Genomic DNA, 22,159 nt, shown 5'->3' with positions numbered 1-22,159 from the left:
CCATGCGCGCGAGCACCGTCGTCATCCTGCTGGCGCTGGGCCTTGCCACCGGCTGCGCGTCGCGCGCGGCGAAGCCGGACTCGCGCGAGGAGTCGAACCCCTCGCCGTCGTCTCCGGGCGTGACGAGGCGCGAGCAGATGCCGCGCTCCTACGTGGGCGAGGGGCTGGCCTCGTTCTACGGCCCGGGGCTGCACGGCCGTCCCACCGCGAGCGGGGAGCGCTTCAACCAGAACGAGCTGACGGCCGCGCACCGCAAGGAGCGCTTCGGTGCGTGCCTGCGCGTGGTGAACATGGAGAACGGCCGCTCCGTGCAGGTCCGCGTGAATGACCGGGGGCCGTACGTGGACGGGCGCATCATCGACGTCTCGAAGGCCGCCGCCTCCAAGCTGGGCATGTTGGACAAGGGCGTGGTGCGCGTGCGGCTGTATCGCTGCAAGGACGCCGTGTCGGAGATTCCCCGCGCAATGTGGGCCGCGCCGGTGTAGGGAGCGCCCATGTTCCTCGCGCTGGACACCTCCACGCTGACGATGTCGCTCGCCCTGGTGGAGCGCGGTCCGGACGGCGCCGTGCGCGCGGTGGAGCACTCCGTGGTGCGCCCGCCCGTGAAGCAGAGCGAGGCCCTGCCCGGTGTCGTCGGTGAGTTGCTGGCCCGTCATGGCCTCAAGCTGGCGGAGCTGGAGGGGCTCGTGGTGGGCCTGGGCCCCGGCTCCTTCACGGGGCTGCGCATCGGCCTGGCCACGGTGAAGTCGCTGGCGTACGCGACGGGCCTCAAGGTGGCCGGCGCGTCCTCGCTGGCGGCCGTGGCGCTGGAGGGCCCGGAGGACGTGCCGCTGTATTGCCTCGCGGTGGCGCGCAAGGACGACCTGTACCTGGGCGCCTACGTCCGGCGCGGCACCACCGTGGAGGCGCTGGAGCCGGAGACGGCCATGTCGCCCAAGGACGTGGCCGCGCGCATGGCCGAGGAGCCCCGGGCGGTGGCGCTGGGGCCGGCGTTGGTGGACTACCGCGCGGCGCTGGTGTCCCACGGCGTGGCGCCGGAGCGACTGCTTTCGGGGGCGGAGTTCCCCTCGGCGGTGGAGCTGACGCGGCTTGCGCGCATGCCGGAGACGTTCTCGCTGGAGGCGCTCTTCGCCATGGAGCCGCACTACGTGCGCGCCTCCGAGCCGGAGCGAAACCCCAAGTTCCCTCCGCTGCCGGGGCCGGTGCCCACGGCGCGGTTGAAGGACGACTGAAGCGTCCGGCGCTCACGCGCTCGGGCGATGCCAAAGGACGCGCGATGAAAGACGATTTCAAGATTGCCGTGGTGGGCGCCACGGGCGTGGTGGGCCGTGAGGTGTTGGCCGCGCTGCACGCGCGCGACGTGCCCGCGGAGCAGGTGCATGCCTTCGGCTCCGAGCGCTCGAAGGGCCTGTCGGTGGAGTACGGCGAGGACTCGCTGGACGTGGAGCGCGCCGTGCCCGAGGCCTTCCGGGGCATGGGCCTGGTGCTGCTGGCCACGCCCGCGGAGGCGTCCCGCACGCTGGCTCCGGCCGCGCAGGCCGCGGGCGCGTGGGTGGTGGATGTCAGCTCCGCCTTTCGCGGAGACGGCAACGTCCCGCTGGTGCTGCCGGGCTTCAACACGGAGCTGTTGGGCGCGACGATGAAGGGGCGCATGGTGTGCCTGCCCAGCGCGGTGACGACGGCCTCCGTGCACGTCATCGAGCCCTTGCGTCGGGCCTTCGGCGTGGTGCGCGCGCAGGTGACGGCGATGATGAGCGTGTCCAGCGCGGGCGTGCGCGGCGTGGCGGAGCTGGAGAAGCAGACCGCGGATTTGATGTCCGGGCGCGAGCCGGACCCGAGCGTCTTCCCGCACCGCGTGGGCTACAACCTGGTGCCGCAGGTGGGCGGCTTCATGGTGGGCTCTCCGTGGACGGAGGAGGAGGGCGGCTGGACGCTGGAGGCCGCGCGGCTGTTCGCGACGACGCGGGGGGATGCGCCCGTGCTCGCCGGCACCGCGGTGCAGGTGCCCAGCTTCTACGGCCACGGCCTCACCCTCAACGTGCAGCTCAAGAAGGCGGGCCCGGTGGAGCAGGTGCGCGCGGCCCTGAAGACGTCGCCCGCCCTCAAGGTGCTGGACACCCCCGGTGAGCGCATCTACCCCATGCCCATGCTCGTCACGTCGGACCCCACGGTGCACGTGGGCCGGGTGCGCGCCTTCCCCCAGGCCCCGGAGTGGGTGACGCTCTTCGCCGCCGTGGACAACGCCACCCGGGGCGCCGCCCTCAACCTGGTGGAGGCCGGCCTCAAGCTGGCTGAGCGCGCCGTCTGACAAATTGGCACAAGGGCCGCGGCCGTCCTGCCTGTTTGGCTCTCCAGGACGGCCCGCGAGGGCCAAAAGTAGGCATGCGGGAACGATTTGAGTGTGGCCTCCCGCTTGCTAGCCTGCGGTTTACCCATGCGCCTCACATTCGCCGTGCTCTTGCTCTTCGCGTCGACCGCCCTGGGGCAGACGGCCCCGGTCGTGAACTTCGCAGTCCCCGGCGCCTCCCAGGGCACCGAAATCGTTGTCTCCAAAGCCACCTGTGGCGACACAAGGACCGTCACCTGGTCGAGGACGGGGACTCTTCCGTGCAGCTCGCTCGTCTTCTGGCTGTCGTCGGACAGCAACTGTTCGGGGGATCCGGGAGATGGGGACCTGGTGCTCGATTCCGAGGAGGTGCCCCAAAACAACACGACGACCCTGTCCGGCACGCTCGAACTGAAGATGAGCGACGCGCTCGCCGCGACCCCCAACCTTTCTTGCGACACCCAGGCGACGAACAAGAGCTACAGGGTCTGTGCGTCGACGAAGAAGCAGGACTCGCTTCTGGCCTGTGACGATACGGCCTCCGGCGTCGGCACGCCGACCATCGTCTTCACCCTGGACCCGGTCGCTCCCCTGGCGCCAGCGGTTCCGACCGTGACGGGGCTGGACAGCGCGCTGAGCGTCAGTGTGACGGTGCCTGGTGACACGTCGCAGATGAAGGTGCAGGTGGTGGAGCTCGTGCAGAGCGGAGACGACGGCGGCACGCCCACCGCAGGCGCAGAGAAGGTGTCGAAGGTCCAGACCACCGATAACACGGTGTTCCGGATGGAAGGCTTGGAGAACGGCAAGCTGTACGGCGTGTTCGCCTATGCCATCGACAAGGCGGGCAATCAGAGCGATCCGTCGACCCTCGCGACCGGCGAGCCGATTCCGAGCAACGGGTTCTACGCGGCCTATCGCGAGGCGGGTGGTCAGGAGACGGGCGGGTGTGGAGCGGGCGGTGGTGGGCTCGCGCTGGGCGCGGTGGTGGCGGCCCTGGGGTTCTGGATGATGTCGAGGAGGAAGCTGTCATGAGTCGGGCATGGGCCGTGAGTGTGGCCATGATGGTCGCGGCGCTGCCGGCATGGGCGCAGGACGTCGGAGTGGTGTCGACCGAGCAGTTCGAGTCGCCTCGCAGCGGCGGCATCATCGTCCGTGTGGGCGGCTACAAGCCGTTGTTGGACGACGAGAAGGCGCTCAACGGGAAGACGCCGTTCAAGGACACGTTCGGTGATTCGTCACTCCTGCTCGTGGAGCTGGAGCTGCAGCGCTATTTCTACCAGGGCATCGGCACCGCGGGCGTGGGTGTGTCGGCCGGCTACGGAGAGAAGTACGCGGCGGCGAAGCTCGAGAGCGGAGTCGACGCGGCGGAGCAGACGGCGCTGAAGGTCGTGCCGCTCGGGCTCAACCTCTTCTACAAGTTCGACTACGCCGCCTTCGAGTGGGGAATCCCGCTGGTGCCGTACGGCAAGCTGGGCCTCATCTATTCGCCGTGGTGGGTGACGAAGGGCACCGACGACGAAGTGGTCGACGGCATCCCCGCCAAGGGCGGCAAGTGGGGCTGGGGCGCGACGGGCGGGGTGTCCTTCCTGCTGGACGTGCTGCAGCCGCGCTTCGCGCGCGACTTCGACTCCGGGCTGGGCATCAACCACAGCTACCTGTTCGCCGAGTACACCTACTCGGATGTGGACAATTTCGGCAAGCCGGGCTTCGTGCTCTCCAGCCGACGCTGGATGTTCGGACTCGCGCTGGACTATTAGCGGCGGATGCCGCTTTTTCCGCGCTCCTTCCGCCCGTTCGTCGCGCTCCTCCTCTTGATGGTCGCCGTGGGCCCCTGGGCCTCCGGTTGCCGGCGCGTCGTCCGGGCGGACCTGGGCGCGGACCGCACCGTGGAAGCGGGCGTGCCCGTGGAGCTGGGCTCGGGCGAGGCGGGGGCGCAGGCCCTCACCTGGGAGCCCGGTGACGGGACGCCCGCGTCGCAGGGCACGCGGCTGTCGCATGCCTTCGCGCGCGCGGGCACGTACACGGTTCGGGCGCTGCACGAGGGCCAGGAGGTCGGCACCGTGCGGCTCACCGTGGTGCCGCGTCCGCTGCTGCGCGCGGTGCCTTCGGATGCGCGCTCGCTCTTGTGGGTGCCCCGGCTGCAGGGAAACGTGGAGCCGCTGGTGGACTTCTACGAGCGGCTCGTCGGCCCCGACGACGCGGAGCAGGCGCTGCGGGAGGCTCCGCTGGTGTCGCTCGTGCTGAGCAGCCTGACCAACGGCTCCGGCAGCGTGGTGGACCCCGAGGAGGGCTTTGGCCTCTTCATGGTGCCCGCGTTCGACGGCGTGGTGGCGCTCCTGGGCGTGACGGAGCCCGAGGCGGCGCTGGCGGCGGTGGCGAAGGAGCTGGAGGGCGTGGGGCACGACGTGACTCCCACCGGGGACGGCGCCATGCGCGTGATGCCCCTGGACTCCAGCGCGGCGATGCTGCTATTCGTCGACCGGGGCTATCTGTACCTCGCGATTCCGGACAGCGCGGATGACGACGCGGAGCCCGAGCCGGGCGAGACGCTGGAGGTGCTGGCCCAGGCCGAGGAGGCTCCGGCGGTGGTGGGCGACGTGGAGGTGGCGCGCCGCGCGGTGAAGGGCCTGTCCGGCCCCGGGCTCTCCGAGGCCACGCTGCTGACGGAGCTGCGGCCGAAGGTGGCCGAGGGCAATGTCTACCTGTACTCGGGCGCGCTGCAGCGGGACGAGGAAGGGGAGGAGGCGGGGCCGGTGCGTGGGTTCTTCGCGTCGGTGACGGTGCAGCCGGAGCGCCTGTCGTTGGATGGCTTCCTGTCGTCCACGCGGCCGTTGTTGCAGGGCGCGGATGCTCCCGCGTCGGCGCTGCTTCGGGACAGCGCGCTGGGGCCGGTGGCCGCCGCGCAGCTCTCCGTGCCTCCGGAGGAGCTGGCGAAGCTGGTGTTCGGCGCGCCGGGTTCGCCGCACCGGGAGCGCACCGTGGAGCGCTGGCGCTCGCGGGGGCTGGACGCGGAGGCGCTCTTGAAGGCGCTGCGCGGCGACGTGGCCATGCTGGTGTACTTCGACGCGCCCGCGTTCCTGCGCAACTTCGTCCAGAAGCAGCGCCCGGAACCCAAGGGCACGCTGCTCATCGACGCGGGCCTCACGTCGGCGGAGCCGGTGCTGCGGCTGCTCGATGCGCGGCTGGAGGGCACGTCGCTGCGCTTCAGTGCGGAGAAGGTCCCCGGAGGCAAGGTCTACCGGACGATGATGCGGGGGTATCCCCTCGAGCTGAAGGTGGGGCCGGACCGGGCGACGCTCGTCGCGGGCGAGTCGCTGGACGGCCGGCCGCGTGGCGACGTGGGCCGTGCCCTGCGCGAGCGGCTGGGCGGTGAGGCGTTCGGCGCCGGGCACACGGCGGTGATGGCGGACCTGGGCCAGCTCCGCGCGGACCTGGACGCGCAGCAGTCCGTGCCCGGGGTGTCGCCGGAGCGGCTCGCGTCCGCCCAGGCGCTCGTCAAGGCGGTGCTGGAGGGCGTCACCCCGCTGGACTCGGCCTTCCTGGACTTCTCGCTCGCCGAAGGGGGCGCGCGGCTCAAGGGCGAGCTGCGGCTTCGCGAGGATGCGCGGACGGGACGAGGTTGGCAGTGAGTGCGGGGGGCAGCGTCACGGTGCTGTACTTCGCCGCCGCGCGTGAGCGGACGGGAAGGGCGCGTGAGTCCGTGGAGGTGCCCGAGGGCGCGACGGTGAAGGACGTGCTCGGGTTGCTCGCGACGGCGCATCCAGGGCTCGCGGTGCTGTTGCCGCACCTGCGCGTGGCGGTGGACCAGGAGTTCGTGAGCGCGGAGGCGCCGGTGCGCGCGGGCGCGGAGGTGGCGCTGATTCCTCCCGTGGCGGGTGGCTCGCCCGGACTGTTCCGGGTGGTGGACCGGCCGTTGCGGCTGGACGAGGTGGTGGAGGCGGTTGGCGGTGATTCGTACGGCGGGCTGGTGACGTTCAGCGGCTCCGTGCGCGACCAGACGAAGGGGCGGCGCGTGCTGCGGCTGGAGTACGAGGCCTACGCGCCCATGGCGGAGAAGAAGCTGGCGGAGATTGGCGCGGAGGCCACGGCGCAGTGGCCGGGCGTGCGGCTGGCGATTGTCCACCGCGTGGGCACGCTGGTGCCCGGAGAGCTGGCGGTGGTCATCGCCGCCGCGGCCCCGCATCGCAAGGAAGCGTTCCGGGGCTGTGAGCACGCGATTGAACGGCTCAAGCAGGACGTGCCCATCTGGAAGAAGGAGTTCTTCGAGGACGGCGAGGTCTGGGTCGGGCTGGGGCCCTGACGTCTCAGCGCGCGCGGAAGGTCGCGGGGATGTGGACCTCCGGGCCCGCGTCGGTCTGTTGCTGCGAGCGCTCCGTGTCGGTGATGGGGCGCATGGGCGTGTCGAGGCCCATCGCCTTGCGGCGCGCGGCTTCCTTGTCGGCGGCCTGTTGCAGCGCGCGCGCGTTGGATTCAGCGGCGCGTTCCGGCGTGGGGCCCGCGAGGAGGAAGCCCACGGGGAGGCTCAGGAAGAGCAGGGCGACGATGACCAGCCAGCCCATGTCCTTCCACTGGAGGGGGCCGACGCGCTCCTTCACGACGGAGCTCTGCACAATCAGGGACAGGTGGCCTTCCGTCAGCCGCAGCGTCATGCCGTCCGCGAGCGCCACCGAGGTCCGCCCCTGGTCCTGGACGCGCTGGTTGTCCGGCAGGGAGGTGAAGGCGTCGCCGCGTGCCTTGTGCTCCACGTGGACGTTGGGTGGCAGGTGGATGCGCCAACCGCGCGCGGTGCGCTCGGCCATGAGGAACGGCTCCTCCGGCAGCGTGAAGCCGTAGAGGGGCAGGGGCGCCTTTTCATCGGGCGCGGCAAGCACCTTCGCCTGCTCGGGCCCGTAGCTCCAGGCCTCGGCCAGGTTCTCTCCCCAGTACAGCTCGAAATACAGCCCGCCGTCCGCCTTGGTGCTCATCTCGCCTGCAAGCATATGCGTCCTGCCGCCTCTCGGCCGCGTCATCGGGTGCGGAAGCCCACCGGTGGACATGAAACGTCCGCCCGCCTGCCGGACAACCGAGGGAGGGTTGGGGTTCTCCCGGCCCGCCAGTTCACGGGGACGTAGGGGCGCTCGCTCCAGCCGGGCCCGTGGGGAGCGGGGCGCTCGGGGACGGTGTCGCGGGGGGCGTCGGACCCGCGGGCCCTGGAGATGTGGGGGCGCCTGTTCTCGGGGGAGACTCGGGCGCGGGTGCAGGGGCCGTCGTGCCGACGGCTGTCGATGCGGCAGGCGGGACATTCTTCCCACTCATCGCGGGGGCACTCGAGCCGCCAGGCGTGGCGGCGCCCGGAGCGTTCTGCCCCTGGGGGGCGGTGGTTCCAGGCGCCCCAGGTCCGCCCTTGGTGGTGGAGGGTGGATTCGTTTCGATTGTCGCGGGGGCACTCGGCCCACCTGGCGCGGTGATGGCGGGTGAGACGGAGCCTGTCGTTCCCGCGTCGGAGGAAGGAGTGGTTCCGCCGGCAGCGGGCATGAGGCCGCCCGGGCCCGAGGGACCGGCTGCACCGGTGGCAGCAGGCGCAACCACACCGGTCAAGGCTGTTCCACTTTCGCCAGTCGCAGCGGGCGCAACCGCTCCACTCACGCCAGTCATGGCAGGTGGAATGGGCGCACCCGTTCCGGCGACAGCAGGCGCAACCGCTCCACTCGCACCGGTGACACCTGATGGAATGGGCGCACCTGCTCCTGCGACGGCAGGCGCAACCGCTCCATTCGCGCCAGTCACAGCAGGCGGAACGGGCGCACCAGCTCCCGCGACAGCAGGCGCAACCGCTCCACTCGCGCCAGTCACAGCAGGTGCAACCGCTCCACTCGCACCGGTGACACCAGATGGAATGGGCGCACCTGCTCCTGCGACGGCAGGCGTGCCTGTTCCAGCGACCCCCGGCACCATCGGACCTCCAGGGCCCGCGACGACAGGTGCGGCGATTCCTCCGGTGCCAGGGGGTGACGTCGTCGAGCCCGTGACAGCAGGCGCGCCCGTCCCAGGGGTGGAGGGCGTTCCCGTCACCGGCGCCGTCGCCGTGGCGGACTGGGTGCCCCACCTGAAGCGCTCGGGCACCGCGCCTCGAATCTCCGCGGCGGCCACCGCGACGATGACCGCTGAAATCGCGAGGAAGCCCACCGTCTGCGCCACGGTCTCCACGCGCGGCGGCAGCTTCCGACCGCTCGCCACTTCAATCATCAGCAACAGCACCCGCCCACCATCCAACCCGGGCACCGGCAACAGCGTCAGCAACGCCAGCGCCATCGACGCGGCCACCAGGGCCCGCAGCACCGAGTCCACCCCCGAGGACGCCGCATCCGACGACTCCTGCCGCACCAGCGCCCCGGGCCCCGTCGGGCCTCCATGCGGCTGGCCGCCACGCACCAGCCGCGCGAACATCGCCACGCCTTCCGACGCGAGGTTCATCGTGTGGACGAACGCGTGGCCCAGCGCCTCGCCCGGCGCATGCGAGCGATAGACGTACTGCTGACTCACGCCGATGCGTCCCTCGCCGCGCTCATCCGCGCGGGGACGCACGCTCACCGTGCGCGACTCCCCGTGCCGGTTCACCCGCAGCTCCAGCGTGCGGCCCACGCCCACCGCCACCTTCTCCACGAACTCCGTCCAGGTGCGCAGCGGCTGCCCGTCCACCGTGTCGATGCGGTCGCCCGGAAGCAGCTGTGCTCGCGCCGCCTCCGAGCCGGGCCGCACCGTGCCCACCGTCAGCGGCACCACCACGTGCGTGCCGGACGTGTACAGCGCGAAGAGAACCCCCAACGCGAACAGGTAGTTGGCCAGCGGCCCCGCCAGGATGATGAGCGCGCGTCGCAGAGGCCCCATGGCCCGGAAGCTCACGGCCTCGTCCGCGTCCGCGCGGTGCGGATTCATCCCCTGGATGTGCACGGTGGCGCCCAGCGGCACCGCGCCCACGACGAACTGCGTCCCTCCCAGCCGGAAGGACGCCATCGGAGGGCCGAACCCGAAGACGAACCGAGGCACCCTCACGCCGAGCAGCCGCGCGGCGACCAGGTGCCCCAGCTCGTGCAGGGCCAACAGCGCCCCGAGGGCGAGCAGGACAAGTGCGTAGTGCATCCGGGACTGGCGCTCCCTACAACTTCCGCCGCTGTCCGGTCCGCTTGTACGCGCGGTAGTCGGAGAGGATGGTGCCGTGGTCGAAGCACAAGTCGGTCGGCAGCGCGTCCAGCGTGAAGGTGCGCGCCTCCGCGGCGTCATCCGAGCCCTGCGGCTCGCCCTCCGCCGTGCCGATGTAGACCGTGGAGAGCGTGTGCTTCCGAGGGTCTCTCTTCGGGTCCGAGTACGTGAAGAACTGCTCCACCAGCTTCACGTCGAGCCCCGTCTCTTCCTTCACCTCGCGAATGGCCGCTGCATCCAGCGGCTCGCCTTCGTCCACGAACCCGCCCGGCAGCGCCCAGCCGATGGGCTCATTCGCGCGACGGATGAGGACGATGCGTTCCCCGGGCAGCTCGATGATGCAGTCCACCGTGGGTGTGGGGTTGCGGTATTCGGGCATGGTCCCCACTCTAACCCGACCGCCACGTCCGTACTTCACTCGATGCGTCCGTGGAGTATGGTGCGCCCCGTGTCCACCGTGAGACGCTTCCGCCTGCTCCTGCCCGCCCTCCTCGTGAGCGCCATGTCGGGCTGTCTGCCCTTCAACCAGGACGGGGGGGAATACGAATTCACTCCCGTGGAGATCTTCCGCGACGAGTGCGGACTGTTCCCCGCCAACCAGGGCCAGTTCCACGGTGCCCTCCAAGTCACGGGGCGTGTCGTGCGCCTGGACTTCGGACTGCTCGACATGCAGCTCATCGGCTACTTCCTCGCCGAGGGCGACGACTTCGCCATCGATGGCACCATCGTGAATGCGTCGGCCAGGGTGCGGGGACAGGAGTGCCTGCTCGACGAGGCCAACATCCACATCGACGCCACGACGACGTGCGCGACGCGCTTCGACGGGGTGATGCGCGTGCGCTACGAGACGACACAGCGGCCCGCCGAGTGCGCCTGCGAGCTGTGGATGCGTTTTGAAGCCGTCAAGGAAGCGAAGCGCTGCGAATAGCGCGCTTGAGCCTGGGCTCGCGGGTTCCTAGAACAGAGGGGCTGTCGCCCACTCCGTGGAGGAGCCCATGGCTGAAACGCACCAACAGATTGACTCGGTCCTGACCGAGTCCCGCGTCTTCCCACCGCCCCAGGCGTTCTCCCAGCGCGCCCACTTGCGGAGCATGGAGGACTACCAGCGACTGTGGGACGAGGCCGCCAGCAATCCGGACAAGTACTGGGGAGAGCGCGCTCGCGAGGAGCTGTACTGGAAGGAGCCCTTCAAGACAGTCCTGGACTGGAAGCCGCCGCACGCGCGCTGGTTCGTCGAGGGGCGCACCAACCTGGCCTACAACTGCCTGGACCGGCACCTCGCCACGCGCCGCGACAAGCCCGCCATCCTCTTCGAGGGCGAGCCCGGAGACCGCCGCCGCATCACCTACGGAGAGCTGGCCACGCAGGTGAACCGGCTGGCCAACGGCCTCAAGTCGCTGGGCGTCAAGAGGGGTGACCGCGTGGGCATCTACCTGCCCATGGTGCCCGAGGCCGCGGTGGCGATGCTGGCGTGCGCACGCATCGGCGCGGTGCACTCGGTGGTGTTCGGCGGGTTCTCCACGGAGGCGCTCCAGGAGCGCATGAACGACGCGGGCGCCAAGGTGGTGCTCACCGCGGACGGCGGCTGGCGCAAGGGCGCGGTGGTGCCGCTGCTCAAGAACGTGGAAGGCGCGCTGAAGAACATGACCACCGTGGAGAAGGTGGTGGTGCTGCGGCGCACGGGCGACTCGCTGACGCTGAACGACCCGAAGCTGGTCGCGTGGGACGCGCTGGTGAAGGACCAGTCCGACACCTGCGAGCCGGAGTGGGTGGAGAGCGAGCACCCGCTGTTCATCCTCTACACCTCCGGCTCCACCGGGAAGCCCAAGGGCGTGCTGCACACCACCGCGGGCTATTCGGTGATGGCGTCGCTCACCACGCGCTGGGTGTTCGACCTGCGCGAGGAGGACGTCTACTGGTGCACCGCCGACGTGGGCTGGGTGACGGGGCACAGCTACGTCGTCTACGGGCCGCTGATGAACGGCGCGACGACGGTCATCTACGAGGGCGCGCCCACGCACCCCGGGCCGGAGCGGTTCTGGGACATCATCGAGCGCTACAAGGCCACCATCCTCTACACCGCGCCCACCGCCATCCGCGCCTTCATGCGCCTGGGCGACGAGCACCCGCGCAAGAAGGACCTGTCCTCGCTGCGCCTGTTGGGCAGCGTGGGCGAGCCCATCAACCCCGAGGCGTGGATGTGGTACCGCGACGTCATCGGCGGCGGACGCTGCCCCGTCGTGGACACGTGGTGGCAGACGGAGACGGGCTCCATCATGATTTCGCCGCTGCCCGGCGCCACGCCCACCAAGCCCGGCTCCGCCACGCTGCCCCTGCCGGGCATCCACGCCCAGATTCTGGACCGCGAGGGCAACGTGGTGCCCAAGGGGCAGGGCGGCCTGCTCTTCGTCACCCAGCCGTGGCCCTCCATGCTGCGCACCGTGTACGGCGACCCGGAGCGCTACGTGCGCACGTACTTCAGCGAGCTGCCCGGCAAGTACTTCACCGGCGACGGCGCGCGCACCGACGCGGACGGCTACTTCTGGCTGATGGGCCGCGTGGATGACGTCGTCAACGTGGCCGGCCACCGCCTGGGCACCGCCGAGGTGGAGAGCGCCCTCGTCTCGCACACCCGCGTGTCCGAGGCCGCCGTGGTGGGCCGCCCCGACGACTTGAAGGGCACCGCGCTGGTGGCCTTCGTCACGCTGAATCAGGGCCACGCGCCGTCCCCCGAGCTCAAGAAGGAGCTGGCCCAGCACGTCTCCAAGGAGATTGGCGCGATTGCCCGGCCGGATGAGATCCGCTTCGCGGAGGCGCTGCCCAAGACGCGCTCCGGGAAGATCATGCGCCGCCTGCTGCGCGACGTGGCCGCGGGCAAGAAGTCCTCCCAGGACACCACCACGCTCGAGGACCTCAACGTCCTCGCCTCGCTCCAGCAGAACGACGAATAGCCACACACCCGACGGGTAGGGTGGGGGCTCCCTCCGAGCCCCGCCCTCCTCGATGGGACGTGGGAACTCGGGTGTCATAAGGGGAACCACTCAGGTCGGACACCGTCTGGATTTCACTCGACGTGCGAAGTTGAACCCGCGCTCATAATCCGAAATATTCAGGTGTTGAGGAGTTGTTGACACTGGAAGTTTGCAGGGGCATTAAAGGCCGCGCTCGACCCCCCCCGAGCCGACGCCCCAGGTTCTCTTCCGCGTCGTCATCCCTCCCCCCTCGGATGTGTTCATGGATCTCCGCGATCAGCTCGACTCGCCGCTGTTCACCCATTTCATCGCCAATTACACGCACCCGACGGGGCCTGACCTGTTGGGTCGCACGGAGGCGTTCTTCGAGTGGCAGGAGTCGCGGCGGCGCAGTGGCTTGTGGCCGTACTCGCGGAGCCTGGAGGGGGCGCCCACGGCGGAGTGTGGCGTGCGCAGCGAGACAGGGGTTGCGCGGCAGGGGCTGAACTTCGGCTCGCAAGACTACCTGGCGCTGTCGACGCATCCGTCCGTGGTGGAGGCGGCGCACCGGGCCATCCGTGACTTCGGCGTGCACAGCGCGGGCTCCGGGATGTTCGGTGGCAACACGGCGCCGTCGCTGAAGCTGGAGCAGGCGCTCGCGGAGCACCTGGAGATGCCGCATGTGGCGCTGTTCGCGACGGGGTGGGGCGCGGGCTTCGGCGCCATCGCCGGGCTGGTGCGTCCGGAGGACCACGTGGTGCTGGACGCGCTGTCTCACGCCAGCCTCCAGCAGGGAGCGAATGCGGCGACGCAGAAGGTGAGCCGGGTGCCGCACCTGAACAACCGCGCGATGCGCCGCAAGCTCCAGGAGCTGCGCGCCACCGACACGGCCAACGGCATCCTCGTCGTCACCGAGGGCCTGTTCTCCATGGACTCGGACGTGCCTCGAATCGAGGAGCTCCAGGGCATCTGTCACGAGTTCGGCGCGACGCTGTTGGTAGACGTGGCGCACGACCTGGGCGCGCTGGGGCCTCGGGGGACGGGCAGCCTGGGCGCGCAGGGCCTGCTCGGGAAGGTGGACCTGGTGGTGGGCTCCTTCTCCAAGACGTTCTCGTCCAACGGTGGCTTCGTGGCGACGCGCTCGGCGGCGGTGCGCCAGTTCGTGCGCGTCATGGGTGGGCCGCACATCTTCTCCAACGCGCTGGTGCCCGTTCAGGCCGCGGTGGCGATGGAGTCGCTGCGCATCGTCCGCTCGGAGGAGGGGACGATGCTGCGCGCGAAGGCGATGGAGAACATCCTCGCGCTGCGCGCCGCGTTCGCCGAGCGCGGGGTGAAGTGTCTGGGCGAGCCGTCCAACGTGGTGCCGGTGCCGCTGGGCGACCCGAAGGTGGCGCGCGTCGCATCCAAGCTGGTGTTCGAGCGCGGCGTGTTCCCCAACCTGGTGGAGTACCCCGCGGTGCGCATCCGCGAGTCCCGCTTCCGCATGCAGGTGATGTCGTCGCACACCGTGGAGCAGATGAAGCAGGGCGCCGAGGTGGTGCTCACCGCCGTCGAAGAGGCGAAGGCACTGCTCGCCGCGCCTCAGCCGAGTCCGTTACGGGTGGCTCGCGCCGAGACCGGGAAGCGCGCCGAGGTCTGAGTCTCTCGCTCCGAGTCGGGCGGGTGTGCTGCGTTCGATGCACGCGCCGAGTCGGGCAAGCGCGCTGAGTTCGAGGCATGCGCCGCGTGGGCGGGTGTGCTGAGTTCGAGGCATGTGCCGAGTCGGGAGGGTGTGCTGAGTTCACGGCACGCGCCGAGTCCGGCATGCGCGCTGAGCTCTGATGCCCGCGTGCCGAGTCGGGCGGGTGTGCTGATTCTGAATCGCGCGCGCCGGGTGTCGAGGTGCGCGGCTTCGTGCGGCCCCACGAAGCCAGACGTGACGCTCAGGTGTCGTCGAGGCTGTCGTAGCGCAGGTGCGTGATATCGCCCCACGTCACCAGGCGGAACGCGCCCTGGTGGTAGTCGAACTGGTTCCAGCAGGCGTTGAGCACCGAGAAGGCGCGCGGTGTGTTGGGCGGAATCCCCAGGCTGTGGCGGAAGAAGCTGCTCAACACGCCCCCGTGAGTGACGACGACGACGCGCTCCCCGGGGTGACGACTGCCCACCTCTCCCAGGCACTCCACCGCGTAGCCCAGGCGCTGGGACGTGCTCTCTCCTCCGGGGACGACGTAGTCCGGCGCGTTGCTGGAGTACGGCCCGAAGACCTCGGGGTGGCGCTGGTTCGCCTCCTCCCGCGTGAGCCCCTCCAGGATTCCCAGCCCGCGCTCCCGCAGCCGCGCGTCCGCGTGGACCTGATGCCCCGTCCTCGCCGCGATGCGCCTGGCGGTCTGCACGGCCCGGCCCAAATCACTGCTGTACAGCGCGCTGAAGGAGACAGTGGCCAGCCGCGCCGCGAGCGCGTCTGCCTGACGCAGCCCCTCGGCGCTCAAGGGGCTGTCCCGGTGGCCCTGGAGCAACCCCAGGGCGTTCCACTCCGTCTCGCCGTGCCGCAGCAGGATGAGCTCGGTCTTCATGCCCGAAGCCTGACGACAGGCCCCAGGCAGTTCAAGGACTCCGTGCGTGACGTGTCAGCGGCTCAGCGCGCCCGCTCCATGTGCGTCATGCCTTCCTCCAGCAGCGCCGCCACACCCCGGCGCACCACGTGGACCACCTTGCGGCTGTAGGCCGGGCCTCCATGGGTGTAGTGCCCGCTCACCTTGTGGTGCAGCTCCGTGGCGCCCCACACCAGCACCAGGTCCGCCCACTCCAAATCACTCCGGGCCCGGTCCGACGTGCGCCGCTCCGTGCCGTCCACCATGCGCAGGTCGATGTGGTGGCCCAGCTTCGCCTCCAGCTCCTCGCGCACCGCCGGAGAGCCGCCCACCACGACCACTTTGCGCACGCCCAGGCGGTTGCACGTCTCCACGAAGGCGACCTCCGCCCGGTGGTTGGCCGAACCTCCGCACCGCGCGCAGTGGCTGCGAGGCTCCACCCGCAGCGGCTCGCGGCCACTGGCCTGCGCCACCTTGAGGCACGCGCCATCCGCGCACACGGGGAAGAAGCGCCCGTCGAGCACCTCCGCCGCCTTCAGCAGCTTGGGCTCGCTCATGCGCACCTTGCCCGGACGCGTGAGGCCCGCATCCTCCAGCACGCTGCGGGCGCGCACGCGCGTCTCCGTCAGCGTGATTCCTCGGTCCGACAGCCAGCCGTCGATGTCTCGGTCCGTGCTCATGACTCTCTCCTCGTGGGAGACGGCACGGCGGCGAACAGCTCCGCCTGCACGGGGGAAGTTTCGGAAGGCGCCGTCACCAGACCCAGCGCTTCTCTCACCGGGCCGAAGCTGCGCCGGTGGATGGGCAGCACGCCCTTCTCCTTCAGCGCCTGGACATGGCGCGCCGTCGGGTAGCCCTTGTGCTCCGCCAGGCCATAGCCCGGGTAGCGCGTATCCAGCTCCGCCATCAGCTTGTCGCGCGTCGTCTTGGCCAGGATGGAGGCCGCCGCGATGCTCATGGAGAGCGTGTCGCCCTTGATGATGCCGCGCTGGGGCGAGGGGCACTGCGGAATCGTCCGAGCGTCCACCAGCACGTAGTCGGGCTTGAGCCCCAGGCCCTCCACCGCGCGGCGCATGGCCAGCAACCCCGCGTGGTAGATGTTGAGGCGGTCAATCTCCTCCACCTCCGCGTGGCCCACCGCCCAGGCGACGGCGTCGCGTTTGATTGCGACCGCGAGCGCCTCGCGCTTCTCGGCGTCCAGCACCTTCTTGGAGTCGTCCAGCCCCTTGAGCCGGTAGCTCTTGGGCAGCACCGCCGCGGCGGCGGTGACGGGGCCGGCCAGCGGTGCCATGCCCGCCTCGTCCACGCCCGCGATGTGCGTGTGCCCCTGCTCCCACAGCTCCGTCTCGAAGCGCAGCAGGTGGCGCAGCCGCTGGCCCTCGGAGCGGTTCCTCTCCTGGCGGGCCCGGATGCGCCGGGCGAGCGCCTGGGCGCCCCGTCGCGGATCCGCGTCGAGCGCCTCCAACAGGCCATTCGGAACGGGGTTCGCCTGGGTGACGAAGCGCTCGGTCAGCTCACCGAGGGCGCACTGCAGCCACTGTTCCCGGCTATCGATGGACATGCTTGCGGACCCGAGCGGCTACCGGAACGGTAGGACTCCCCGATGGGGGAACGCGGTTCCCACCACAACACGTCCCCACCGCCGTACACACGGGAGCGCCCGACTGGCGGGTGGCTCCGAGGACGGGGGAATGACGCGACGAGGCGGGCATGCGGGTCTGACGCATGCTGACAGCCGTACCGCAGGCGACCGGCTCAATTCAACCTCCCCGGTGCATTCTCCCGAGGAAATCCTCGCGAATCCCGGAGAAGTTGGAGGCCAGATGAGTTCCTACGGACTCAGCTCCAGCGTCAATTCGGCCGGTTCAGGTACGCAGTTGCAGGTGTCACACACCCATTCCACGCGGGATGCGGGCGACACCTTGGAGCCGGCGGTGGCGACCACCCGCACGGGGCTGGGGGCGAGCCGCTCGTTGACGGCGGTGGTGACGCCGTCGCCGTCGGTGACGCCGGAGACGCTCGCGTTGGAGGTGAGGTTGGTGGCGGTGACGGTGGCGCCACGCACCCGCGCGCCGTCCGCCGAGACGACGGCCACGCGCAATGCCATCAGCGTCGCCTCGCAGTCGTCGACGCCGCGCTCCATGCGAGGCGCGTCATCACATCCCGCGAGCAGGCTGAGTCCGATGAGCCATGAGAGTCCACGCACCCGAATCATGCGAGGAATGTGATGATGGCCGGCGCGCGCGGCAATACTTGACTCAGTCCGAAGTGAGCCTCGTGCGTTCACCTGCGTACCTTGCGGCGCTGGTGTCGGGATAGCGGTGCAGCACGTACCGGTAGACTTCCTCCGCGCGGGCCGTGTCGTTCATCCGCTCGCCCAGGACGCGCGCCAGCATCACCAGGGCGCGGGGCGCGGTGGGGGAATCCGGCGCCACGTCCGCCGCCCGCTCCAGCGCCGTGACGGCCAGTGGGAAGTTTCCTTCCACCGCCGCGGCCTGCCCGATGAACAGGTGGTGCTCCGAGGGCACTCGCGAGGAGGGAAGTTGCTCCAGGACGGCATAGAGCTCCAGGGCCCGGGGGACGTCGCGCGCCTCCACCGCCGTTGCCAGGGAGGAGAGCTGCTCGGTGGCGCCCAGGCGTGCCGCTCCGGCTTCCTCCAGAGGCGAAGCCAGTTCCGCGTCGGGCCCCGTCAAGCCCCCCATGGCATGGAGCGAGGGCGCGTCCCGCAGCGGCCGGGTGCTCCCCAGCACGGGCTCCATGTAGTCCCCAGCAGCCGCGTAGCCCACCTGGTCTCCCCGGACGTACAGGAGCAGGCCCAGCACGTGCGCCGCGAGGAAGGGGACGACGAGCGTGACGCACTCCGCCAGGAAGCGGGAGATGACCAGCCACTCCAGCGCGCGCAGCCCGCCTGCCACGGCATGGGCCACGCCCTGGAGCAGCACCAGCGCCGCGAGGGTGGCGGTGGTCAGCAGGTAGTCGGAGCCCAGGCCCCGGGCCAGGCCGAGCACCAGTCGCGGGTCCAGCATGCGCCACGGCGGCTGGTCCGTCGCGGCGAGCAGCAGCCCCATGGGCAGCCACAGGCCTCCCAGCAGCAGCAGGCCCCAGAACACCGGGTCTGAGACGAGGCCCGGCGGCGGCTTCCACTGGATGAACCAGGCGAAGGCGTCCAGCGTCGCGTGGGTGGCGCCGTGGGCCAGGTAGCCGTAGGCCAGCGCCGGCACGCTCGCGAGCACGAAGACCATCAGCCCGCGCAGGCCGGGGACGATGGCGTCGCGGAACACGTCGCTGAAGTCGGGGATGTCCAGCGACGTGTCGCCGCGCGCGGACTCCCGCACCAGGCCGAAGAACGTGGCCCAGAACAGGCCCCCGTAGAGCGCGATGAGGGGCGCGCGCATCAACAGGAAGGACATCTCCGTGAGCCAGCTCACCCCGGTGAGGAACAGGCTGAGCGCCACCAGGAGCTGGAGCCCGGCGGTGGAGAAGGGGTAGCGCCAGGCGCTCTTCAGTCGGTGCGACAGCGGCACCACGCCCCGGTGGATGCTCAGGGTTTGTGCGTCACCGCCGCACAGGCCGCACCCCACCAGCTCCACCGTCTGGATGCGGCGCCCCACGGCGCACTCGGGGCACAGCGCCGCGCCGCATGACTGGCAGCGCCAGCCGGCGAGGGCCTTGGGATGTCGCTGACAGCGGGACGGGGCGGCGGAGGCGGGCATCTGCCCGACAGCCTACGTCGTGCCGGGGGCCTCGTCCCAGGGGGCTCCGAGCCAGGCCTGGTACGCGGCCTTCTGCGCGTCGCCAGGCTTGTCCACGCGCGAAAGCCACACGGCCTCCGCGGGCTTGGCGCCCAGTACCACCGGGACTTCCAGCAGCCTGTCGCGGCGGAACACCGTCACCCGCACCGTGTCCCCGGGCTTGCGGTCCTCGCAGCGGCTCATCAGCGCGGCGCCGTCCGTCTTCCAGCCGTCGAGCGCCACCACGTCGTCCTCCGCGTACAGCCCCGCCTCCTGCGCCGGCGAGCCGTCCAGCACCGTGGCCACCGTGGCGCTCCCCTTGAGGGTGATGCCCAGCCAGCCCTTCGGCCTGGACTCCTTGCCCTTGGGAGGGGTGCCTCCGCGGTCGCTCGTAGACTCCCGGGTGCGGAAGCTCAGCTCCAGGCCGACGTGCGCCAGGACGGAGTAGTCCAGCTCCTCCGTGGTGCGCAGCGCCCGGTCGAAGAAGGGCGTCAGGTCCACCCCCGCCACCTCGCTCGCCGCCGCCTCCACGCCGTCCTCAGTCACTCCGGAGCCGTCTCCGTGGCGCCGCCACAACAGCCGCAGCACGTCATCCAGCCCGCGCGCGTCGCCGGTGGCCCGGCGGATCTCCAAATCCAGCAGCGCCGAGACGACCTCGCCCTTCAGGTAGTAGGAGATGGCGCTGTTGGGCGAGTTCTCGTCCGGCCGGTAGTGCTTCACCCAGCTCACCAGCGACGCCTCCAGCAGCGTCTGCGTGCGCCGGCCCGGCGTCGAGTGCAGCGCGGTGAGCGTCTCCCCCAGTCGCGTGAGGTAGCGCTGCGCGGACATCAGCCCCGCGCGCCGGACGATGAGGTTGTCGTAGTACGCGGTGGTGCCCTCGAAGGCCCACAGCAGGGAGGTGTAGTTCTCCTTCGAGTAGTCGAAGGGCACCAGCGCCCGGGGCTTCACCCGCTTGACGACCCACAGGTGGAAGTACTCGTGCGCGGCCAGCGTCAGCAAGTCCTCCCAGCCCCGGCCCGTGGACAGCGCCGTGCGCGGGAAGAGCAGGGCGGTGCTGGCCTGGTGCTCCAGGCCGCCGCGCCCCTTGTCCGTCAGGTAGAGCAGGAAGAGGTAGCGCTGCATGGGCAGCCCACCGAAGAGGCGCGCCTGCACCTCGCACAGGCGCTGGAAGTCCGTGCACAGCCGCTCGGGGTCCGCAGGCGTGTCTCCCCAGACGACGATGTCGTGCGGCACGCCCGCCGCGGTGAAGCTCAGCGGCGTGTGGGGGCCCACCTCGAAGGGGCTGTCCACCAGCGTGTCGTAGTCCGGCGCGATGAAGGCGCCGCCGCGCTGGCCCAGCGCGCAGAAGGTGCTCCAGCCCTGGGGGGCCTCCACCGTGACGTGGTGCTCCAGGCCGCGCGTGGCCTCCGTGTAGAGGAACACGGTGGCGCCGTTGAGGTACGCGTGCGTGCCGTCCACGTGGCTGGTTCGCACCGTCAGCTCGTTGGCGTAGACGCGGTAGCGCAGCGTGACGGCATGGCCCCCGGCATCCACGCGCCAGGTCCGCTTGTCCACGCGCCGCGCCGTCAGCGGCGCGCCCTCCTGCGTCGTCGCCGTGACGTCCTGGACGTGCCGCGCGAACTCGCGCACCAGGTAGCTGCCCGGTGTCCACACCGGCATCAGCGCCTCCAGGACGGTGGGGCCCGCCGGGAAGGTGACCTCCACATCCACCAGGTGCGAGTGGGGCCGGGGCAGGGTGACGCGGTAGCGGACGCTAGGGGACATGGCCGGGCCTTTCTTCCAGGCAGGCTACTTCGCTCGGACGAGGACGGCGCCGAAGAAGCCGTCGGTGCCGTGGAGGTGCGGCGCCAGGCGCAGGAACGGGCCGGGGCCCACCTTGGCGCCCAGCTCCGGACCCAGGAGCTCCGCCACCGGACGCACGGTGTACTCGGGGTGCCGCGAGAGGAAGTCCTCGATGACGTCCTCGTTCTCCTCGCGCAGCACGCTGCACGTGCCGTAGATGAGCCGGCCGCCGGGCTTCACCATCCGCGAGAAGCGCTCCAGGAGCGCCTTCTGCCGGGCCACGTGTTCGGCCAGCTGCTCGGGCGTCAGGCGGTAGCGCGCGTCCGGCTTGCGGCGGAACGTGCCGGTGCCGCTGCACGGCGCGTCCACCAGCACCCGGTCCGCCTTGCCCGCGAGCGAGTCCAGCGACGTGTCCGCCTCCGGCCCCTCCGCGGCGATGAGCTGGGCGCGCACGTTGTGCACCCCGGCGCGGCGGGCCCGCTTCTTGAGGTCCTCCATGCGCCGCGTGTCGATGTCCAGCGCGTGCAGGTCTCCGCGGTTCTTCATCTGCGCGGCCAGCTGGAGCGTCTTGCCGCCCGCGCCCGCGCACGCATCCACGACGCGCGTGGGGGGCGCGTCCACCAGCATGCCGAGCAGCTGGCTGCCCTCGTCCTGGATTTCGAGGAAGCCCTCTCGGAAGGTCTCCAGCGAGAAGACGTTCATGCGCGTCTCCAGGTGCAGGCCCATGGGCGACAGCGGGGAAGGCTTGGACTCCACCTCCTCGGCGGAGAGGCGCTTCGCCAGCGCGTCGCGGTCCTCCTTGAGGAGGTTGGCGCGGACGGTGAGGGGGGCGCGCTCGTTCATCGCCTCGGCGGCGCGCGCGGCGTCCTTGCCGTACAGCGCGAGGAAGCGCTCGGCGAGGAAGTCCGGCAGCGAGGCGGCGATGGGGAAGCGCTTCTTCTCCGGCAGGGCCTCCAGCGCGGCGGCGGCCTGGGGCAGCGCGCTCAGGGCGGAGGCATCCGCGGCCGTCAGCGACGAGGTGCGCGACACCTCCCCCAGCGGGTCCCCGTGCAGCACGCGCGAGGTGGCCAGGCGCAGGACGTCCTGACGGGTGGAGTCCAGCGACTCGAAGCTCAAGTGGGCGCGCGACAGCAGGAAGTCCACCGTGCGCTGGCGGCGCAGCAGGGCGTAGACGCGCTCGGCGACGGCGCGGCGCTCCGACGAATAGAGGTTCGTCTTGCGGCGCAGCGTGAAGTCCAGCGCCCGGTCCGACAGGCGCCCCTCATGGCGCACCAGCGCGTACGCCTCCAGGCAGGCCTGGAGCACCAGGTCCTCTCTCACGGCCCGAGGGGAGCGCGCCTGCTCCTTGAGCGTGGGCTTCTTGCTGTGCGGACGCTCGTTGGTGGACTTCTTCGCGGTGTGGTGTCGCGAGGTCCCGGAGGGGCGCGAGGTCCCCGACGAGCGCGAGGGCCCGGAGGAGGGGCGCGAGGTCGCGGACGAGCGCGAGGTCCCGGAGGAGGGGCGCGAGGTCGCGGACGAGCGCGAGGTGGGGCGGGATTTGGATTTCTGGGCCATGGCTGCAGGGGCCTTTGCATCCCCCGGGCGGGTTGACAAGCGGGGAAAGCAAACCCGGGTGGTCGG

At 70.8% G+C, this 22,159-nt stretch carries 20 protein-coding genes; 10 read left to right on the top strand and 10 right to left on the bottom strand.

Annotation, left to right across the window (positions count from 1 at the left end):
• The first annotated feature begins 2 nt into the window (after positions 1 to 2).
• The 7 genes from LZ199_RS12705 to moaD all read left to right on the top strand — a co-directional run bounded on the left by LZ199_RS12705 (position 3) and on the right by moaD (position 6,626).
• Positions 3 to 485, top strand: a complete 483-nt coding sequence (locus tag LZ199_RS12705; protein ID WP_253993938.1) for a septal ring lytic transglycosylase RlpA family protein — start codon at positions 3 to 5, stop codon at positions 483 to 485.
• 9 nt (positions 486 to 494) lie between these two features.
• Positions 495 to 1,232, top strand: a complete 738-nt coding sequence (gene tsaB / locus LZ199_RS12700) for a tRNA (adenosine(37)-N6)-threonylcarbamoyltransferase complex dimerization subunit type 1 TsaB (RefSeq protein WP_253993937.1) — start codon at positions 495 to 497, stop codon at positions 1,230 to 1,232.
• A gap of 44 nt (positions 1,233 to 1,276) precedes the next feature.
• Positions 1,277 to 2,308, top strand: coding sequence for an aspartate-semialdehyde dehydrogenase (locus LZ199_RS12695; RefSeq protein WP_253993936.1), 1,032 nt, complete (start codon positions 1,277 to 1,279; stop codon positions 2,306 to 2,308).
• A 126-nt stretch (positions 2,309 to 2,434) separates the two neighbouring features.
• Positions 2,435 to 3,358: an MXAN_2561 family MXYO-CTERM-anchored protein gene (locus tag LZ199_RS12690; protein ID WP_253993935.1), complete on the top strand. Its 924-nt coding sequence runs from the start codon at positions 2,435 to 2,437 to the stop codon at positions 3,356 to 3,358.
• Positions 3,355 to 4,083 carry an MXAN_2562 family outer membrane beta-barrel protein gene (locus tag LZ199_RS12685; protein WP_253993934.1) on the top strand — a complete coding sequence of 243 codons (729 nt, stop codon included), beginning with the start codon at positions 3,355 to 3,357 and terminating at the stop codon, positions 4,081 to 4,083. The genes LZ199_RS12690 and LZ199_RS12685 overlap by 4 nt, the downstream gene beginning before the upstream one ends.
• A 6-nt stretch (positions 4,084 to 4,089) precedes the next feature.
• A complete protein-coding gene (locus tag LZ199_RS12680; RefSeq protein ID WP_253993933.1) occupies positions 4,090 to 5,955 on the top strand; it encodes a PKD domain-containing protein in 1,866 nt (621 codons plus the stop codon).
• Complete coding sequence (moaD, locus tag LZ199_RS46685; RefSeq protein WP_323389553.1) at positions 5,952 to 6,626, top strand: molybdopterin converting factor subunit 1; 675 nt, start codon at positions 5,952 to 5,954, stop codon at positions 6,624 to 6,626. The genes LZ199_RS12680 and moaD overlap by 4 nt, the downstream gene beginning before the upstream one ends.
• 4 nt (positions 6,627 to 6,630) lie before the next feature.
• On the opposite strand, the gene LZ199_RS12665 is transcribed toward moaD, so the two are convergent.
• The 3 genes from LZ199_RS12665 to LZ199_RS12655 form a co-directional block, all read right to left on the bottom strand.
• Positions 6,631 to 7,290, bottom strand: coding sequence for a hypothetical protein (locus LZ199_RS12665; protein ID WP_253993932.1), 660 nt, complete (start codon positions 7,288 to 7,290; stop codon positions 6,631 to 6,633).
• Positions 7,291 to 7,423: 133 nt separating this feature from the next.
• Positions 7,424 to 9,445 (bottom strand): site-2 protease family protein, encoded by a 2,022-nt coding sequence (locus LZ199_RS12660; protein WP_253993931.1) that lies wholly within the window; start codon positions 9,443 to 9,445, stop codon positions 7,424 to 7,426.
• Positions 9,446 to 9,461: 16 nt separating this feature from the next.
• On the bottom strand, positions 9,462 to 9,884 hold the full coding sequence (locus LZ199_RS12655; RefSeq protein ID WP_253993930.1) for an NUDIX domain-containing protein: 423 nt from the start codon (positions 9,882 to 9,884) through the stop codon (positions 9,462 to 9,464).
• 69 nt (positions 9,885 to 9,953) lie between these two features.
• Here LZ199_RS12655 and LZ199_RS12650 point away from each other — a divergent pair, with 69 nt between their 5' ends.
• From LZ199_RS12650 to LZ199_RS12640, 3 genes are all read left to right on the top strand, one after another.
• Positions 9,954 to 10,433: a hypothetical protein gene (locus tag LZ199_RS12650; RefSeq protein ID WP_253993929.1), complete on the top strand. Its 480-nt coding sequence runs from the start codon at positions 9,954 to 9,956 to the stop codon at positions 10,431 to 10,433.
• Between the two features lie 67 nt (positions 10,434 to 10,500).
• The gene (acs, locus tag LZ199_RS12645) at positions 10,501 to 12,456 is read left to right on the top strand and encodes an acetate--CoA ligase (RefSeq protein WP_253993928.1); all 1,956 of its coding nucleotides are present in this window, start codon (positions 10,501 to 10,503) and stop codon (positions 12,454 to 12,456) included.
• Positions 12,457 to 12,739: 283 nt separating this feature from the next.
• On the top strand, positions 12,740 to 14,095 hold the full coding sequence (locus LZ199_RS12640; RefSeq protein ID WP_253993927.1) for an aminotransferase class I/II-fold pyridoxal phosphate-dependent enzyme: 1,356 nt from the start codon (positions 12,740 to 12,742) through the stop codon (positions 14,093 to 14,095).
• A 283-nt stretch (positions 14,096 to 14,378) separates the two neighbouring features.
• Here the strand turns inward: LZ199_RS12640 and LZ199_RS12635 are convergent, their stop codons facing one another.
• From LZ199_RS12635 to LZ199_RS12605, 7 genes are all read right to left on the bottom strand, one after another.
• Positions 14,379 to 15,008 carry a histidine phosphatase family protein gene (locus LZ199_RS12635; protein WP_253993926.1) on the bottom strand — a complete coding sequence of 210 codons (630 nt, stop codon included), beginning with the start codon at positions 15,006 to 15,008 and terminating at the stop codon, positions 14,379 to 14,381.
• 62 nt (positions 15,009 to 15,070) lie between these two features.
• A complete protein-coding gene (locus LZ199_RS12630) occupies positions 15,071 to 15,706 on the bottom strand; it encodes a hypothetical protein (RefSeq protein WP_253993925.1) in 636 nt (211 codons plus the stop codon).
• Positions 15,703 to 16,587 (bottom strand): ribonuclease HII, encoded by an 885-nt coding sequence (locus tag LZ199_RS12625; RefSeq protein ID WP_253993924.1) that lies wholly within the window; start codon positions 16,585 to 16,587, stop codon positions 15,703 to 15,705. Before LZ199_RS12625 ends, LZ199_RS12630 begins: the two co-directional genes overlap by 4 nt.
• Before the next feature lie 270 nt (positions 16,588 to 16,857).
• Positions 16,858 to 17,241: a carboxypeptidase-like regulatory domain-containing protein gene (locus tag LZ199_RS12620; protein ID WP_253993923.1), complete on the bottom strand. Its 384-nt coding sequence runs from the start codon at positions 17,239 to 17,241 to the stop codon at positions 16,858 to 16,860.
• A 43-nt stretch (positions 17,242 to 17,284) separates the two neighbouring features.
• Entirely contained in the window at positions 17,285 to 18,739 is a 1,455-nt protein-coding gene (locus LZ199_RS12615; protein WP_253993922.1) for a B-box zinc finger protein, read from the bottom strand.
• A 12-nt stretch (positions 18,740 to 18,751) separates the two neighbouring features.
• Positions 18,752 to 20,521, bottom strand: coding sequence for a M61 family metallopeptidase (locus tag LZ199_RS12610; RefSeq protein ID WP_253993921.1), 1,770 nt, complete (start codon positions 20,519 to 20,521; stop codon positions 18,752 to 18,754).
• Between the two features lie 24 nt (positions 20,522 to 20,545).
• Entirely contained in the window at positions 20,546 to 22,093 is a 1,548-nt protein-coding gene (locus LZ199_RS12605; RefSeq protein WP_253993920.1) for an RsmB/NOP family class I SAM-dependent RNA methyltransferase, read from the bottom strand.
• Between the last annotated feature and the right edge of the window lie 66 nt (positions 22,094 to 22,159).

Origin of the sequence: Myxococcus qinghaiensis (assembly GCF_024198215.1) — a bacterium.
GTDB lineage: Bacteria > Myxococcota > Myxococcia > Myxococcales > Myxococcaceae > Myxococcus > Myxococcus qinghaiensis.
This window is presented reverse-complemented; position numbering and strand designations above follow the sequence as displayed.